Genomic DNA, 17,811 nt, shown 5'->3' on the forward strand with positions numbered 1-17,811 from the left:
AAATAACAGTTACAGAAAAGAGTAATTAATGAATGCAGATTTATTTTGTCAGACATGGTAAAACAGAGTGGAACTTACAGAAACGTTTTCAAGGAGCACATGGTGACTCACCACTTTTACCTCAAAGTTTAATTGATATTCAAAAATTAAGCGACTTTTTAGGTGAAACAAAATTCGCAGCAATCTATTCAAGCCCTCTGAAAAGAGCCAGAACTACTGCAGAAAAACTTACTAAGAATCTAGGTAATCCCTTTTCTTTCAAGATAGATGATCGTTTGCGAGAATTTGATTTGGGGGAAATGGAAGGACTTACGTTTGCTGAAGCTAAAGCCAGGTATCCGAAGCAGGTCACTGATATTTGGGACGAACCTGAAAAATATGACGGTCACAGCATTGGAGGAGAAAATTATCCTGAAGTAATTGCACGTGGTAAAAGCTTTGGCAGAGATGTTGGATTACAATTTAAACAAGATGATAAAATACTGGCAGTGAGCCATGGAGCAGCTCTTGGAGCAATTATGGGTGGTTTATTGGGTTATTCGTTGCCGGATATCCGCCAGAATGGTGGTTTAAGCAATACTAGCCTTACTATTTTGGAAACAAAAGATAGGGGCAAAACCTTTAAAGCTCTGGTATGGAATGAGACGAAATTTTTGGACAGGAAAATGGTAGATTCGGATTCATTATGAGACAAAAAAGAAAAATAGCTGATAATTCAAACGGGGTTTCCAAAAAGGTACACAAACTAATAACGAAAATTGATAAACAACCGCAAAATAGTGAAAACTATTTAAATTTGGCAACCTATTTAATAGAGCAAGGCAGTAATGACCAAGCAACTGAACTATTAGAAAAAGCCAAAAAGTTAGTTACTCATCCTCAGGATTTAGATTATGATTTAGCCGTTTGTTACTACCTCCAAGGTAAATTTGATCTGGCACTAAAAATCCTTAATCAAATTCCTAATGATGATTTAGTTTTATATCAAAAAGCACTCGTTTTTTTCAAAGTTGGTCAAAGCCAAAAAGCACTGGCATACGCTCTAACAATTAAGAATGTTGATGCAAAAGTGTTGGAATTAATAGGGGATATTTGGCTAAGCCTCGGTAAAACTCAGGAAGCAGAGTCAACTTATAAAAAAATAGATACCGAAAAAAGATCGGCCAAAATCAATTTCATGCTGGGAATCACAGTTTTAGCTAGAAATCGACAAGAGGCTGAAAAATACTTAACCAAGTCAAAAAAGCAAGATCCTAAAGTTTTTGAACAAGAGCAAAAAAAATATTCTTCGTTACTAAAATTAGTGAATGATGCGAGAAAAAACAATGACTGAATTTACTGGAAAAATTAATCGAATAGTTTTTGAAAACGATCAAGACTTGTATAAGATACTTGATGTTGCCATAATCGGAAAATTAGAAAAATATGATCGAGAAGATATTAAAGTAACCGGCAGTTTTGGAGACGTTCAAGTTGGTGCAACTTATACTTTTTCCGGAAGATTGATTGTGCATAATAAATTTGGTCTGCAATTTCGTTGTGATAATTATAAATTGGCCTTGCCTCATGAAAAAGGTAGTTTGATTAATTATTTAAGTTCCAGTAAATTTCCTGGGATTGGTAAAAAAGCAGCTGATACAATAATTTCAGACTTGGGAATGGATGCACTGACAGTTTTAAAGGAAAAACCTGAAAAGGTTCGAACTTTGTCAATTTCGAAAAAGCAAAAAGAGAGTTTGTTAAATGGTGTCAGTACAATGGATTCATACTCTGAAACTGTATTAAAACTGGCCCAATTTGGTTTGAATAAGAAGGTAGCGAGCAGACTATACCAACTTTATCATGGCGAAACCCTAGCTAAACTTGAAGAAGATCCTTATGCTTCTATTGCTGAAGTTACGGGTTATGCATTTAAGAGTGCCGATCGAATTGGCAGTAAATTAGGAATTAGTTCAAATGATCCCAAAAGAGTCAATGGTGCTGTTTTTCAAATTTTACTTGATGAAGTTGCTAAAGAAGGCAATACATACGTTAAACTTGAGCAGCTGCTGCAAGAAGCGGGTAAACTACTTCAAATTAATGAGTATGACACCATAGCAACTTGTGTTAATAATCTCCAACATCAAGGTAAAGTTGTAGTAATGGGAGAAAACGCTGCATTACAGGAAATTTATGAAACTGAAACTGATATTGCCAACGCAATGAAAAATCTAGTTGAAAAAAAGCAAAAGAGTTCAAGTTACGGTGAAAAAGATTTAAACCTTGCAATAGCTAACGCTGAAACTAAGCTGAAAATTCACTATGATAATACTCAAAAGACAGCGATTAAAAACGCACTAACTAACCCAATTTCAATTTTAACTGGTGGTCCCGGAACTGGTAAAACTACTATCATAAACGGTATTTTATTAGCATTGAAAGAGCTGGCAGAAATACCATCATCGTCTCTTTATAGTACAGACCCGCCATTTTTACTTGCTGCACCCACTGGTCGTGCAGCCAAGAGAATGGAAGAAATTACTGGGATTACAGCTAAAACTATCCATCGTTTACTAGGTTTAGGGATTGGTGAAAATGATGCAACTGATCTGAATGAATTAAAGGGTGAAATTTTAATTATTGATGAAATGTCGATGGTAGATATGTTTTTGTTTAGGCAACTGGTTTCCAGCATTAACGAAACTAAGCACATTGTTTTTGTTGGTGATAAGGATCAACTGCCATCAGTTGGTGCAGGAAACGTTTTTGCTGATTTAATCAAATCACAGGCCTTTCCTACAACCGTTCTTAAGCAAATTCACCGTCAAGGAGATGATTCCAGCATTATTACGTTGGCTCATGACATTAATGAAGGAAAGAACCCCCAGGAATTATTTAAAAAGACCAAAAACTACTCATTTATTTCATGTCCACCACATGAAGTTTCGCATGTTGTTAGTCAAATCGTCCAACGTGCTTTAGCAAAGGGTTTTGATCCTGATGACGTTCAGGTACTAGGAGCAATGTACCAAGGTGATGGCGGGGTTAACAATTTGAATAATGTTATTCAAGAAATTATTAATCCTTCAAAGCAAAACAGTAAAACACTGGAAGTACACGATGAAATTTTTCGCATTGGTGACCGCATTTTGCAATTACAAAATAATCCGGAAAAAGACATTTATAATGGCCAAATCGGTAAAATCCTCGCAATTGATAATGATAATTCTCAAAAATGCATGGTGGCTGATTTTGATGACAGAGAAATAACCTTTAGTAAAAAAGATCTGTTTGATTTAACCAGAGCATACGCAATTACCATTCACAAAGCTCAAGGTTCTGAATTCCCGTTAGTAATTTTGAGTTTGACTATGCAAAACTATGTCATGCTTAAACGTAACTTATTGTACACTGCTGTTACTCGTGCAGAGAAAAATTTGGTTTTAATTGGTGATCCACGCGCTTATGAAATGGCTTTTAATACTTCTGGTAATGACCGTCAGACAGGATTAACTGTTAAACTGCAAAAAATATTAAATGTGCAAGATAAAACTGTTCAAGAAAAAGATTCAGGTAAAAATAAAAATGAACAAGAAGAAGCAAATTCTGATGTGCTTGAAGATCTAACTCAGGATCATATATTAACACCGGAATTGATTTATTCGGGTCGAATTGATCCTATGATTGGGATGCAGGACATTAAATTAGATGCAAAAACAAAATAAGGGACTTTTAAAACAATGACAAAGATAAAAAATGAACAAGTTAGTATAAACTTGCAGAAAGAACTTGCAGAGTGGGTTGCCACTAACACTCATATTTTAAATTTTGGTCCAGACATATTTGAAATTGAAACTATTTTTAAAGATTCATTTGGCGAATCAGTGTATTGCTTTGTCGAGAAAATTGAATTTGATAAATATAAAGTTACAGATGATGGTCGTACACTTTTTAAGTTAGATCCCAGCGCAAGTGACGAAGATTTGATAGCTGCCAGCGTAGATTTAATCACAGCCAGTGGTTTTTCTTTTAATGCTGAAAATGGAGTGATCAGCTGTGAATGTAATGAACAAACTTTGGCTGAAAGCATTATGCAATTAGGACAATTAGAAGTAAACGTTTCATATCTTAATTAAAAAGCTATCACTAAATACTATTTTTTATTGCTAATTTTAAAAAATAATGATTAAATTATTGGTATCATTTTAAGCAAAAGGAAGAAAGCCTATGGCAATTATTTTTGATAGGGTAAAGAAAAACTACGGTAAGAAGCCTGTATTTTATAACCTAAATTTTAAAATTCCTTTAGAACCAACAGTAATTGGTTTGGTCGGACCTAACGGTGTAGGCAAGTCAACCATGTTAAGGTTGCTTGCGGGGGTATTGGAACCAACCGAAGGATTGATCAAAAATGACCAGGCTAATGAACCATATGTTAAGTGGGCCAGCTTGCATACTATTTTCGTTGCTTCAGGTGAAAGAGGTCTTATGTACAGGCTAAATACTCTTGAAAATGGGATGTATTTTTCTTCACTTAAAGGAATTAGTATTAAAAAAACAGAAAACAATATTCGAAAAATGGCGCAGGATTTCAATTTTTCAAATGAACTTAACACTTATTTTCAAAATTTGTCTACTGGTTTGAAGAAAAAAGCTGCTATCCTTGTCGGAGCTGCAATGGAAACAGAAGTTTTACTTTTGGACGAGCCATCAAACGGACTTGACATAGCTGCTCAAGAAGATTTAGCGTCCTTTATTCTGGATTTGAAAAATAAATACGGTAATACTATTTTTATTTCATCGCATGACACACAAATGCTTTCTGGTGTTGTTGATCATTATCTGTTTTTAAGAGATGGCCAAATAGAGGAAAATATTGGACATAAAATGACTGAAAATGATCTGATTTCTGAATACCGTGAAATTTATCAGCGAAAGTAGGATTAAAAATGAAAAAAATTAAAAAGCTATTTAATATTTTTTGGGTACAATTATATTTACAGCTAAAACTACAATTTCGTTATGTTAATTCTGCGATTAGTTCGCTGGTTTTATATGCCGGAGCTTTCTTGATTGTTATCTTTTTCACTGATCCTGCACAACTTGGTCAGGCATATGGTACAAAGCAAGGGGTTTTATTTACTATTGTTGGTTTTTTGTTTTGGAGTATTGGTATTGCCTCAATGGGTCAATGTAGTAACGGAGTAGAATCTGATGAGCAAACTGGTTTGCTTGAAAGTGAAACTCAGTCTGTTTTTCCCTTATGGACCCTATATTTTATCGAAACTTTGGCAAATAATTTATTTGTATGGATTTATCTTTTAATCATAGGCTTTATTGCTTCGTTTTTTTCAATTTTCACGATAGCTGAATTATTAGAAGCTTTATTGTTAACATTTGTATTTTCTTTAATTTCCAATTTTGGAATGTTTGGCATCGGGATGATTTTTGCCTCTGGTTCTATTAGATTTAAAAGAATGGGTCAGTGGTCTACTATACTGCAGGCTTTATTATTGATGTTGTCAAATGTTTATTTACCAGTATATAATGTCTTTCAGGAGGTCATTCCCTATGTTGGTGGCATCGAAATAGTTCGGCAAATATTTCTGGGTCATGGAGTTTCATTGCCAAAACTGATAATATTTATAGTGGTAAATGTTGTTTGGTTCTTAATTGGTATTTTAATATTCAATTATTGTATTAAGAAAGAACGCAAAGATGGCTCATTTGATGCTTTTTAATTTTAAGAAAGGTGATATTTATTTTAACGTTCAAAAATGTTAAATGGGGGACAAAAAATTATTTTAAAGTAAGAAAATTATATTTAGGCGCATTTCCCAAAAATGAACGATTTCCATTTGTCGGGTTGCTGGCGATGGCTTTGCAAAAAAGAGTTAATTTGCAAGCAGTCTATGACCATGATAATTTTATTGGGTTAATTTTTTGGACATATGCCGAAAAGATTATTTATATTGGTTATTTGGCTGTTGACCCAGTTTGGCGTGGAAAGGGCTACGGCAGTCAAATTCTAAATTCGATGAAACAACGTTATTCTGAAAAAGAAATAGTTTTAGATATTGAGCCAGTTATTAAAACAGCAAAGAATTATTCTCAAAGACTTAACCGGTTATCATTTTACAAGCGCAATGGCTTTAGACTAACTAAAAGTAATTTGGTCGATGAGGGTGGACATTACTCGATACTATGTTCTGATGGAAGCTTTAAAAAAAGCAATTTAAGTCGATTACTGGAGCAAATGAGTTTCAATTGCTATAAGTTTAAAATTGTTTCCAGATAATTAAACAAATAGTTATTTTGACCAAAATTACACGTTTATTTTTCTGTATACCATAGCTTATTAATATTTTAAAAATTAAAAGGATAATCAATAATTTGAGTTATTGATTATCCTTTTTAAATTTATTTAATGTATCCGACTTTATACCATAGGACATGCCCATTATTATTTTCAGATGGTTTAAGGGAATAACCTGAAATGTGGTCATTGATCGCTCTGATTTTGTATGAGTTAACTGTTGGAATCATGTAAGCTTGATCAAAAATATATTGTTGCCAGTCATGAAAGACTTTCACACGGTATTTATGATCAAAAGCTTTTTGTGAATCCATTTCCTTAAGCAGTTTAGTATTTTCTGGTGTCACGAAACGATCATAGTTTGCTGCGGTGCTGTCACCGTACATTCCATCCTGTGATGGTTCAGTAGACATATACCAAACCGGTTTCAAACATATCAACCTGAGGATCATCTTTGTTAAGTTTGTCGTAAAATGAATTTGTCTCAGTCAATCGACCATTCAATAAATTAACATTTAGTCCTATTTTATGCCACTGCTGGATATAATTTTGTATAATTGGACCTTGCGTTGGGTCACCAGCTTTGGCCATAAATGTAATCTTTAAAGGCTTGCCATTAGGTTGTACACGCCATTTGCCTTTCTTCTTATATCCGGCTTTATCAAGAATATCGTTGGCCTTTTTTAAATTATAATCATAACCCTTAACATTTTTATTGAAATAGTCACCAAATTGAGGTTGAATTAGGGTGGCTATATGAAAAGTTAGCCCATGAGTATAATGTTTAGTTACTTCATCAACATTCATCGCATAACCAATTGCTCTGCGTAAAGATGTATTGTTCATTTTGCTATTATGATTCATAATGCTCTTATTGTGTTTGGCATCCCATTTACCTAATTTAAAGCCAATGAACCAGTATGAAAGAGGGATTTCTGCTATGAACTTAACTTTTTTAATATGCTTCACTTCATCCCATTGGGAATTTACAACATTAATGACATCGAATTTATGACTCTTTATTGATTGCGATGATGAGTTAGGAGAAATCACCTGATAAATAATTTTATCCAGTTTGGGTTTACCACGCCAATAATATTTGTTTGGCACCCAAACAGCTGATTGTCCACGAACTAATTTTTCTAACTTATAGGCTCCGAAATACAAAGGCTTTTTCCTAATCTTATTAGATGACTGTAATTTGTTAAAAGGGACATCTTTTAAGTAATGATAAGGAGCTGTATATTCTGAAAAATAGCCATTTCCACTATTGTACATACCTGGTTTTAATTGTTTAAAGTGCAAAATGACTTTTCTGCCATTTTCACCATCAGGCATTTCAATGCCTGAAATAGATTTAGCTTTTCCTTCATGGTATTCTTTTAAGCCTTTAATAAGTTCAAACTGGCTGGAATACCTTTGTGAATCAGTACCTTTATTGGATAATATTTCATACGGGTATTCCACATCCTTGGCCGTGACCTGTCGACCATCTGACCATCTAACTCCTTTTTTAACAACAATTGTAATTGTCTTATTTTTATTATTAATCTTTAGGGTTGCAGGCCCTTTATTAGTGAAACGGTAATTATCATCTGTATCGAATAAGGATTCCGAACCAGGAGAGGAGAGGTCAGCATCTGTAGCAGTTACTTGTAATTGATCAGAAAAGATACCTGTGAATGGTGTATCAGTCTGTAATGCTACTCTCACAGTACCGCCTCGTTTCGTTGGTTTTGAAGGCATTTTTGCAGGAAATTTGCTTGCTTCTTTTGCGCTATTTTCTTGATTATTGCCGCTTTTACCGCAGGCCGTGAAGGGTTAGAGCTGTAGCCGCCAAAATACCAATAGAGCTTAAAACATTGCTTTTTTCATGATTCTTCATCCCTTATGAGTACTAGTTTATGATGATTTAACACATCAAATAATACCACATTAAAGATACATTTTAAATATAATAAATAAAAATTAATTTTTTAATATAATTTCGATGAAAAAAGGAGCTAAGCAGTTAAAGCATAGCTCCTTTAATTTATTAACAATTTTTTATTTTTTAACGCAATAAGTTAAAACTTGAAATAGAAAACTCAATATTAAAAGAATTTCTTTTTATTTCTTCGCCATCAACTTGAGCGAATTCTTTTTTTGTAGTAGTGACTTTAATCTTTTCGGCTTCAAAATAGTGAAACTGTGTATCATTAACGTGTGAGCCGTCTTTAAGAAGATTAATAAATAATTTTACCAGTTTTGCCAGGCTAAATTTTTCTACTACAACGGTATCAATTTTGTGATTGTCTATTTTAGCACTGGGTAGAAGAGGAAGACCGCCACCCAAGTATGGATGATTAGTAGTGGTAACCATAAAAGCGTCATCAAAATAAATTTTGTGACCTTCTCGTTCAATTTCAACACCAAATGTGTCCTGTTTCGTAACAGTGGCTAAAACATTATAACCGTATATTAGTTTTCCTTCATTAAGCCGGTTTAACAGTTTTTTAAGCTTAGATATATTACTATTATGGTTTACAAATGCATCAAAACCGATACCAAAGCTATTTGCAAAATAGTATTTTTTATTAATAGCGATATCTGGGAAAATAAATGAACCACAATCAATTAGGTCTGGTTTAAAGCCTTTTTTAAAATGCTCTAAAAGAATTCTGGGATCATCAGTTAAACTAGCTGCACGAGCGAAATCATTGCCAGTTCCAGCCGGTAAGTAGGCAATAGGTGTATCCGGATTGCTTGACCACTTAATTCCGTTAAGAACCTCATTGAGCGATCCATCACCGCCAATAACTAAAAGAACTTCATTTGGCAGGTGTTTTTGATTGCCATAATCTTGTGCTATACGAATTGCTTCTCCTGCATAATTGCTTTTTTTAAGATCAAAATTTATATTTTCATTAATGAGTATAGATTTTGTTTGCTCAAGAACTTTTTTAGCATGACCATTACCAGCTACTTCATTAACTAAGAGATGTATTTTTAATTTATTATTCATATATACTATTCATTATATAAAAAAGCCCTCAAGAATGGGCTTTTGCTTATTTTTTCTCAACTAATATTGGTAAAATCATCGGCCGTCTTTTAGTTTTAGAATACAGGAAATCAGAAAGATTAGCAATAATTGCATTACGAATTACGCTGTCTTTAGGGTGATCCATTTTGTCCATTTCCGATTTTATAATATGGTAAATATGTTTCTGAGCCTGATTGATTAGTTCAGTAGATTCGCGCATATAGACAAATCCCCGACTTAAGACATCAGGCCCTGCTAAGACGCGCTTGTGCTTGTAATCGACTGTAGCGACAACCACAACAAGTCCATCTTCAGATAAAACTTGGCGATCATGAACAACTACATTACCAACATCAGCTGTGCCTGAAGTATCAACGTATACGTCACCTGCTGGAATATGACCGGCTATTCTTGAACCCTCTGGTCCAAAACAAACAACTTCACCATTTTCTAAAACGAAAGTATTATCAGCAGGGACTCCAGCTGCTTGAGCCAGTTCAGTGTGGATGACTTGCATGCGGTATTCGCCATGAACTGGAATCATATATTTGGGTTTAGTTAAGCGAACCATCATTTTTAGTTCTTCTTGGCCACCATGACCTGAAGTATGAACATTATTAATTCGGCCGTGAACAACGCTAGCGCCACCCTCCATTAATTTATTAATTAAATGGTTAACGCTCAAAGTATTTCCAGGAATTGGGTTTGATGAAAATATAACCGTGTCACCAGGCTGTAAACTAATTTGTCTGTGCGTGCCGTTAGCTATTCTTGAAAGAGCAGCTAAAGGTTCACCTTGAGATCCGGTACATAAAATCATAACTTCTTCTGCAGGAGTATGGTTTATTTCGTTAGCATCAACAATTAAGCCGTCAGGTACATTTAAGTAGCCTAGATCAATGCCGTTTTGCACACCGTTTTCCATACTACGCCCGAAAATTGCAACTTTGCGACCCGTATCTTTGGCTGCTTGGATGGCAGTTGAAACACGGTAGAGGTTAGATGCAAAAGTAGCAAAAATTATTCTTCCATGTATCCCAGTAATAATGTCATGCAAGGATTTAGCGACAAAGCGTTCAGACTTAGTAAATTGCGTTACTTCAGCATTAGTTGAATCTGATAGCAGTGCCAAAACTCCTTCATTGCCCAATTTAGCCATTTTTTGAAAATCCGGAGCGGGTTGGTTCATTACAGGCGTTAAATCAAATTTAAAATCTCCTGTAAATACTACTGCACCAAGTGGAGTATGTACGGCTATACCTAAAGTGTCAGGAATCGAGTGAGTCGTTCTGAAGAAAGTAACGGTCAACTTTTTAAATTTAAGAACTGTGTCTTCGTGTTCTTCATGTAATTCTGTAGTCCTCAGAATGCCGTGTTCTTCAAGTTTTCCTTTGATTAAAGCAAGTGCAAAAGGTGTGGCATATACCGGAATTTCCGGAATCTTTTCAAGTAAGAAGGGGATCCCGCCAATGTGGTCTTCGTGTCCGTGACTAACAACTAGAGCTTTAATTTTTTTGCGATTTTTTATTAAATAAGAATAATCAGAAATCACATAATTAATACCAAGAAGGTCATCCTCCGGGAACTTTATTCCACAATCCATGATGATGATCTCGTCTTGATATTGTACACAGTACATATTTTTGCCAATTTCGTGCAACCCCCCGATTGCAACTACAGCAACTTCATTATTTTTAATACGCACAGAGACTACTTCTTACTCTCAAAAGTGGTTAATTTAAAATCGGCGTGCTCTTTTTCGTAAGTTAACGAATTGCCAGCCAATTCTTGGATGAGTTCAATATTATAGGGGGTATTTTCCTCAACCATTGTTCTTGCGGCCACCATGTTGTCGGCCTCAAGATAAAGAGTTTGGGTTGTTTCCCGTCTAGGATTGACAACCTTGTCTTTTTGATACAAAACTTTGTAGATCATATTTGTATTCTCCTTATTCAGTTAATAAAACGTTCTAATTTTGGATAACATAAAGTATCCAATAGCTAGTAAAATTCTACCATACATGCAAAAACAAGTATAGAATCAAGTTTTGACGGCTTTATTAAAAAACCGTCAAAGCAATAAAATGACGGCTAAAAATTTTTTTAATTAAATTAATAAATGACTATAGTATCTTCAGCTAATTTAAATGGATCATGCTTGTTGATACGGTCATAAAAAAGATGTCCCCGTAAATGTTCGATTTCATGGGATGCAACAATTGCTGGGTAGTCTTTTAAGCGAATAGTTTTTTCTTCTCCAGCTACAGTATAGTAATGAATTTTTAATTTATCAGGACGAGGCACATAACCATCTATTACCTTGTCTACACTCAGGCATCCTTCACCTTCACTTAAGCAAGCTTGTCTCACGGATTCGGATAAAATTTCAGGATTGACAAAAGTTTCCTTAAAAACAATATCGCCCTTGTCATTTGGTACCAGTAAGGAGGCCATTTGAACGCTTTCACCGACCTGTGGGGCAGCTAGACCTACGCCAGCACGCAATTGATGTTTTTCTGCAATTTTTGGATCTTGCGAATTAACTAGATATTCCATCATTTCTTTAGCCAAATTTTGATAGTGTTCGCTTAACGGAAAAGTTAGTGGTTTAGCTACTTTGCGCAATACTGGGTTACCGTCACGGGTAATATCTTTCATTAAAATCAATTACATTCACTCTTTCATAAAAGTTTATAGTTATATTTGTAACATAAAATAAACTAATTTGTCTGCTTTTTATTCTATACTAAATTTTTAATTTGAAAAAGAGGGATAAACGTTGACCCTTAAACAGTTAGGTGGTAAAATCAATGAGCGTAAATATACAGATATGAAACACTTCGATCAGCATGTTTTTGACGTGCCGCCGAAACTGTGACCACGTCACAGTTTTTTTATTGAGGAGTGGAGGAGGAATACTTTTGTCAGAAAAAAGAAGAAACGATATTAGAAATATAGCTATCATAGCGCACGTTGACCATGGTAAAACTACTTTGGTTAACCAATTGTTGAAACAATCCGACACTCTCCCTGAACACATGGCTTTGGAAGATCGTGCAATGGATTCAAATGATATTGAACGTGAGCGTGGTATAACTATTTTATCTAAAAACACTGCGGTTAAATATGGTGATACTACTATTAATATTTTGGACACTCCGGGACATGCCGATTTCGGTGGCGAAGTTGAGAGAATCATGCATATGGTCGACGGTGCTTTATTATTGGTTGATGCTTATGAAGGCACTATGCCACAAACTCGTTTCGTACTTAAAAAGGCATTAGAAGCCGGAGTGAAGCCAATTGTAGTCATCAATAAAATTGATCGTCCTGGCGCACGTCCTAAAGAGGTTCTTGACGAAGTTCTCGAATTATTTATTGAATTAGGAGCAAACGATGAGCAGCTTGACTTCCCAGTTGTTTACGCTTCAGCTTTAAATGGTACTTCTTCTTATGATCCTGATCCGTCAAAACAGGAAGAAACTATGAATCCTATTTTTGACACGATTATTAAATCTATTCCTGCACCAATTGATAATTCTGATGATCCTTTGCAATTTCAAATTACAATGCTTGACTGGGATGACTATGTTGGCCGTATAGGTGTTGGTCGTATTTATCGTGGACGAGTTAAAGTTGGCGATAATATCACTGTTATGAAACGTGATGGTTCTACTCAGAACTTTAGAGTTACTAAACTGTTCGGTTTCTTTGGGTTGAAGCGCAATGAAATCACAGAAGCTAAAGCAGGCGATATTATTGCTATTAGCGGAATTAACGATATTTTTGTTGGTGAAACTATTGCTTCGGCTGAAAATCCAGAGGCTTTACCTCTTCTTAAGATTGATCCACCTACACTGCAAATGGATTTTGTCGCTAATGACTCACCATTTTCCGGTCGTGAAGGTGACAAAGTAACACCAAAGAAATTGGAAGATCGTTTAATTAAGCAAACCCGGACTGATGTTTCACTACGTGTTGAACCTACTGATCAGTTAAATGCTTGGACAGTTTCGGGTCGTGGTGAACTTCACCTTTCAATTTTGGTTGAAGAAATGCGTCGTGAAGGTTTTGAATTGCAATTATCAAGACCAAAGGTTATTTACCGTGAAATTGATGGTAAAATGTGCGAACCATTTGAAGCTGTTCAAGTAGACACCCCTGATGAATACGTTGGTTCTGTCATTGATTCACTTTCTCAGAGAAAAGGAGAGATGAAGAATATGGCATCCACAGGTAACAATCAAACTCGGCTTGACTTTTTAGTTCCTTCACGTGGGCTTATTGGTTATAACAATGAATTTATGTCCCAAACTGGAGGATACGGCATTATGAACCATAGTTTTGATTCGTATAAACCTGTTGTTAAGAATTGGGAACCGGGTCGTCAAAATGGTGCTTTAGTTTCCATTAGTCAGGGCAAATCAACCACGTATTCTTTGCAAACAGTTGAGCAACGTGGTGAATTGTTTATTGGTGCAGGTGTTGAAGTTTATGAGGGAATGATTGTAGGCCAGTCATCGAGAGATCGTGATATTGCCGTTAACGTTATCAAAGGTAAAAACTTAACCAATACACGTGCTGCTGGGAAAGATCACGCTGCTGCAATTAGAACTCCTAAGACTTTGACCCTTGAAGAAGCCATTGAATTCTTAAATGATGATGAATATTGTGAAGTAACTCCTGATTCAATCAGATTAAGAAAGAAAATTTTAAATACTTCTGAGAGACAAAAAGCCGATAAAAGACGTAATAAGAAATAAATAATTTTTTTAAGAAGGGCACTCACTGATGAAGTGGTGCTCTTTTTGTTTTATAATGCTTATAATAAAGGTTAATTTATTACAGAAGGAGAGGTAGGCTTGTGCGGCAAAAACTTCACCATTTAAATTACAATATTTTTTTGCCCTATATCTTGTTAGTGGTCTTTGGAATAGTGATGGTCTATTCTGCTAGCTCAGATATCTTGCTTGTGAATGGGTTTAATCCGGCAGTTTACGGTATTCGCCAAGCCGTGTACGCTTTTTTTGCCGTTTTTATTTTTGGCGCTCTCTGTTTTTTTTTAAAACTCGATATTTTCAAAAGCCGTAAGTTTGTTGTTTGGTTTCTGGGGATCAGCATTTTATTACTTTTTTATCTTATTTGCTTGAAAATTTTCAAGGGCTCCGCTGCTGCCGTCAATGGTTCGGTGGGTTGGATTGATTTAAAAGTAATAAAGATACAGCCTCTGGAAATTGCCAAATTATCCCTAATAATTTATTTAGCTTATTTTTTAGATCGACATGATGGGTCTTTTAAAAAAGGGCAAATTATTCAAAACCTATCCAGACCAGCAATTTTAGCTGCCTTTATGATGTTTTTGGTAATTCTCGAACCTGATTTTGGTGGTACTGCAGTTTTGGCAATGATTGTCATTGTTATGTTTTCGGTTTCTGGTGTGCCAGCGAAAAATGCAGTTTTATGTCTTATTGGAATTGCAGTAGGTGTATACCTGCTCGTTTTCCTGATTATTAAATGGAATCCTGAATTTCTGCAAAATAAGTACCAGTACCGTCGTTTTCTTTCTTTCCTTCATCCGTTTGAATTGGAGCAAAAAGGCGGAGCACAACTGGTTAATTCATATTATGCTATTCATAATGGTGGCTTATTTGGTGTGGGTCTGGGCAATAGCATGCAAAAAAGAGGGTATCTGCCTGAACCTTATACAGACTTCATTTTAGCAGTAATTGCAGAAGAAATAGGGGTTATTGGTGCTCTAGTTGTGATAGGTCTAATTTTTTATTTAATATGGAGTATTATGGAAGTTGGTATTCATGCCAGTTCACAATTTAATGCCTTAGTATGCTTTGGAGTGGCTACAATTATTTTTACACAGACAGTTTTTAATGTGGGTGCAGTGCTTGGATTATTGCCTATAACAGGGGTCACGCTACCATTTATTTCTTACGGTGGATCATCTTTAATAATTTTGTCGGCAGCTATTGGCATCGTTTTGAATATTTCAGCAAATGAACGAATTAAAAATGAAGAAAGGTTTGCAAATGAGCATTGAACAGGATTTAGCAAATAAAAATATTATTCAGAGACAGAGTCTTATTGTTTTTTTAAATTCAATTAGTGATCAGTACAAATTGAGACGATATGGCGATATTGTTTATTTTTCAAAGAAATTTGCCTACTGTATTATGTATGTAAATAAAAAAGAAATTGAACAAGTTTGCCACGACTTGAATTCACTTGATTTTGTCGAAAAAGTAGAAAAATCAAATTGGAATCAAATTGATCTGTCCAGTGACCATATTGAGAATCAAATTAGAGATTTAGTCAAAAAAGCCGAAAAAACATTACAGGAACGTCAGGAAGATACAGAACAAATATTATGAGAATTATTTCCGGAAAATACGCCAAACGCAATTTATTTACGTTGAAAAGCCAGAAAACAAGACCAACTAGTGATAAGGTTAAAGAATCGCTGTTTAATTCATTAGGTCAATTTTTTAATGGTGGAGAAGTTTTAGATTTATACGGGGGAAGTGGCGCACTGGCAATTGAGGCTGTTTCTCGGGGATGCTCTCACGCAGCAATAGTAGACATTAATTATCAGGCTGTTAACATTATTCATAAAAACGTTGCTTTGACAAAAGAGCCTGAACTTTTTTCAATATATAAAATGTCTAGCAATGCAGCTTTAAGTAAATTTGCCGAAGAAAAACAAAAATTTGATCTTGTTTTCTTAGATCCACCTTATGCTAAACAAAGAATTACAGATGATATGGCAAAAATGGTTGACCTAGAACTGTTAAACAGTGATGCAGTAGTGGTGGCTGAAACTGATGATCAAACAAATTTAGAAACAAGTAGTAGCTTTCAGCTAATTAAGGAAAAACATTTAGGTAAAACTATTGTTCGATTTTATCGAAAGGAATATTAATGAGTGTCGCAATATTTCCAGGAAGTTTTGACCCTATTACTAAAGGGCACGTTGATATAATCAATCAGGCTGCTGCGATATTTGATAAAGTTTATGTAGTGGTGATGGTCAATACGGCTAAAAAATATCTTTTCACAAATGAAGAAAGAGAAGACTTGATTAATGATGCCGTTAAAGATCTGAAAAATGTTCAAGTATTGCTAAAGCCTAACCAGCTTACTATTAACGTTGCACATGATTTAGGAGCAAATACAATCGTGCGTGGAGTAAGAAATACTACAGATTTTTTATTTGAACAGCAGATTGCAGAAATGAATAAAAAAATGGCAAATGATATAAGTACCGTCTTGCTTTTTACTGAGCCAGAAAATAGTTTTGTTGCGTCCAGTATTATAAAAGAAATTGCACAATTTAATGGTGATTTTGCTAGCTTTTTGCCGACTAAAGCAGCACAGGCTTTAAAAGAAAAAATAGGTTATAACAAACATGAATAATGAAAAGAAACCACTCCAGAAGTTTTCAAAAGTTCGAAAATGGCTATTTATTATTTTGACATTTTTTCTGGTTTTTATTGGCTTAAACTGGCCAACCAATTATTATATTGAAATGCCAGGCAGTGCTGTTTCAATTGGCCAATTTGTAAAAAGCAAGGTTAAACCACCAAGTAACTTTTATTTAGTGACTGTTAGTGAAACGAGTCAACCGGCAACAGTATGGGAATATCTTTTTAGTTTTACCCAAAAACATGCTAGTCGTATACCAAAAACTGAATTGTTAGGTGGATCAAGCAGTAGTCAATACCAAGAATTACAAAATTGGTATATGCAAACTAGTCAACAAAATGCTATATATTATGCCGCCAAAAAGGCGGGACTAAAACCTAAACTCCACTATAAAGGTGTTTACGTTATGCAGGTACTAAAGGGTTCAAGCTTTAAAGGCAAATTGCAAATCGGAGACACTGTCTTAGGTGCTGATGGTCATAAATTTCACTCAACAGAAGAAATGATCAGTTATTTTCAAAAAAAGCAGTTAGGTTCTAAAACTGTAATTAATGTTGTGCGAGAACAGAAAAAAATCAATTTTAAAGGAAAAATTGTCGAGGTCAAAGGTACAGGCAAACCTGGCATCGGAATACAGTTGGTGGAGCATGTACAGGTCGAAACTAAGCCAAAAGTTACAATTAATGCTGGTGCAATAGGAGGACCATCTGCCGGGTTAATGTTCACTTTAACAAGTTATGAAGTTTTTTCCGGCAAGCACTTAGCTGAAGGTCATAAAATTGCCGGAACTGGGACAATTAGTCCGTCAGGAAAAGTAGGTATGATTGGTGGTGTCGATAAAAAAGTTGTGGCTGCTGACAAAGCTGGAGCTGAGGTCTTTTTTGCACCTGTCGATACGGCTGGAATGAAAAAAAGTGCAAGTAATTATTTGGTTGCTAAAAAAACTGCCAAGCAGATAGGAACAAAAATGAAAATTGTTCCTGTACGCACATTTGATGATGCACTCCATTATTTACAAGAAAAATATTAATAGATATTAATAAAAGTCCAAAAGTTTT

17 protein-coding genes and 1 pseudogene are annotated in these 17,811 nt (G+C 35.0%); 13 read left to right on the forward strand and 5 right to left on the reverse strand.

The genetic code is table 11. The annotated features are described in order from the left end of the window. Positions 1 to 32: 32 nt before the first annotated feature. The 7 genes from LDM90_RS03415 (at position 33) to LDM90_RS03445 (ending at position 6,277) form a co-directional block, all read left to right on the forward strand. Complete coding sequence (locus tag LDM90_RS03415; RefSeq protein ID WP_223896621.1) at positions 33 to 689, forward strand: histidine phosphatase family protein; 657 nt, start codon at positions 33 to 35, stop codon at positions 687 to 689. Then, positions 686 to 1,333 carry a tetratricopeptide repeat protein gene (locus LDM90_RS03420; protein ID WP_223896620.1) on the forward strand — a complete coding sequence of 216 codons (648 nt, stop codon included), beginning with the start codon at positions 686 to 688 and terminating at the stop codon, positions 1,331 to 1,333. Before LDM90_RS03415 ends, LDM90_RS03420 begins: the two co-directional genes overlap by 4 nt. Further along, complete coding sequence (gene recD2 / locus LDM90_RS03425; RefSeq protein ID WP_223896619.1) at positions 1,326 to 3,704, forward strand: SF1B family DNA helicase RecD2; 2,379 nt, start codon at positions 1,326 to 1,328, stop codon at positions 3,702 to 3,704. The genes LDM90_RS03420 and recD2 overlap by 8 nt, the downstream gene beginning before the upstream one ends. A 15-nt stretch (positions 3,705 to 3,719) precedes the next feature. Beyond that, positions 3,720 to 4,115, forward strand: coding sequence for a DUF1828 domain-containing protein (locus LDM90_RS03430; RefSeq protein WP_198211755.1), 396 nt, complete (start codon positions 3,720 to 3,722; stop codon positions 4,113 to 4,115). 91 nt (positions 4,116 to 4,206) lie between these two features. Then, the gene (locus tag LDM90_RS03435; RefSeq protein ID WP_198211756.1) at positions 4,207 to 4,920 is read left to right on the forward strand and encodes an ATP-binding cassette domain-containing protein; all 714 of its coding nucleotides are present in this window, start codon (positions 4,207 to 4,209) and stop codon (positions 4,918 to 4,920) included. An 8-nt stretch (positions 4,921 to 4,928) separates the two neighbouring features. Then, positions 4,929 to 5,720 carry a hypothetical protein gene (locus LDM90_RS03440; protein ID WP_223896618.1) on the forward strand — a complete coding sequence of 264 codons (792 nt, stop codon included), beginning with the start codon at positions 4,929 to 4,931 and terminating at the stop codon, positions 5,718 to 5,720. Positions 5,721 to 5,731: 11 nt separating this feature from the next. Continuing rightward, on the forward strand, positions 5,732 to 6,277 hold the full coding sequence (locus tag LDM90_RS03445) for a GNAT family N-acetyltransferase (protein ID WP_223898684.1): 546 nt from the start codon (positions 5,732 to 5,734) through the stop codon (positions 6,275 to 6,277). 122 nt (positions 6,278 to 6,399) lie between these two features. Here LDM90_RS03445 and LDM90_RS03450 read toward each other — a convergent pair. From LDM90_RS03450 to def, 5 genes and pseudogenes are all read right to left on the reverse strand, one after another. Continuing rightward, positions 6,400 to 8,180: pseudogene (locus tag LDM90_RS03450) on the reverse strand (oligopeptide ABC transporter substrate-binding protein). Positions 8,181 to 8,348: 168 nt separating this feature from the next. Next, a complete protein-coding gene (locus LDM90_RS03455; protein ID WP_223896617.1) occupies positions 8,349 to 9,299 on the reverse strand; it encodes a diacylglycerol/lipid kinase family protein in 951 nt (316 codons plus the stop codon). Between the two features lie 46 nt (positions 9,300 to 9,345). Then, positions 9,346 to 11,025: a ribonuclease J1 gene (rnjA, locus tag LDM90_RS03460; protein ID WP_198211759.1), complete on the reverse strand. Its 1,680-nt coding sequence runs from the start codon at positions 11,023 to 11,025 to the stop codon at positions 9,346 to 9,348. Between the two features lie 5 nt (positions 11,026 to 11,030). Further along, positions 11,031 to 11,255 carry a DNA-dependent RNA polymerase subunit epsilon gene (locus tag LDM90_RS03465; RefSeq protein ID WP_034979341.1) on the reverse strand — a complete coding sequence of 75 codons (225 nt, stop codon included), beginning with the start codon at positions 11,253 to 11,255 and terminating at the stop codon, positions 11,031 to 11,033. 176 nt (positions 11,256 to 11,431) lie between these two features. Next, positions 11,432 to 11,986, reverse strand: a complete 555-nt coding sequence (gene def, locus LDM90_RS03470; RefSeq protein ID WP_223896616.1) for a peptide deformylase — start codon at positions 11,984 to 11,986, stop codon at positions 11,432 to 11,434. A 254-nt stretch (positions 11,987 to 12,240) separates the two neighbouring features. Between def and typA the strand changes: the two genes are divergently transcribed. The 6 genes from typA to LDM90_RS03500 all read left to right on the forward strand — a co-directional run bounded on the left by typA (position 12,241) and on the right by LDM90_RS03500 (position 17,783). After that, positions 12,241 to 14,082 carry a translational GTPase TypA gene (typA, locus tag LDM90_RS03475; protein WP_034979335.1) on the forward strand — a complete coding sequence of 614 codons (1,842 nt, stop codon included), beginning with the start codon at positions 12,241 to 12,243 and terminating at the stop codon, positions 14,080 to 14,082. 101 nt (positions 14,083 to 14,183) lie between these two features. After that, positions 14,184 to 15,371 (forward strand): FtsW/RodA/SpoVE family cell cycle protein, encoded by a 1,188-nt coding sequence (locus tag LDM90_RS03480; protein ID WP_223896615.1) that lies wholly within the window; start codon positions 14,184 to 14,186, stop codon positions 15,369 to 15,371. Next, complete coding sequence (locus LDM90_RS03485; RefSeq protein ID WP_223898686.1) at positions 15,328 to 15,702, forward strand: YlbG family protein; 375 nt, start codon at positions 15,328 to 15,330, stop codon at positions 15,700 to 15,702. Before LDM90_RS03480 ends, LDM90_RS03485 begins: the two co-directional genes overlap by 44 nt. Continuing rightward, positions 15,699 to 16,250, forward strand: a complete 552-nt coding sequence (gene rsmD, locus LDM90_RS03490) for a 16S rRNA (guanine(966)-N(2))-methyltransferase RsmD (protein WP_223896613.1) — start codon at positions 15,699 to 15,701, stop codon at positions 16,248 to 16,250. Before LDM90_RS03485 ends, rsmD begins: the two co-directional genes overlap by 4 nt. After that, positions 16,250 to 16,744, forward strand: a complete 495-nt coding sequence (gene coaD / locus LDM90_RS03495) for a pantetheine-phosphate adenylyltransferase (RefSeq protein WP_223896612.1) — start codon at positions 16,250 to 16,252, stop codon at positions 16,742 to 16,744. The genes rsmD and coaD overlap by 1 nt, the downstream gene beginning before the upstream one ends. After that, a complete protein-coding gene (locus LDM90_RS03500) occupies positions 16,737 to 17,783 on the forward strand; it encodes a SepM family pheromone-processing serine protease (protein ID WP_223896611.1) in 1,047 nt (348 codons plus the stop codon). The genes coaD and LDM90_RS03500 overlap by 8 nt, the downstream gene beginning before the upstream one ends. Positions 17,784 to 17,811 lie beyond the last annotated feature (28 nt).

The sequence above is a fragment of the Lactobacillus huangpiensis genome, assembly GCF_019972815.1.
Taxonomy (GTDB): domain Bacteria; phylum Bacillota; class Bacilli; order Lactobacillales; family Lactobacillaceae; genus Lactobacillus; species Lactobacillus huangpiensis.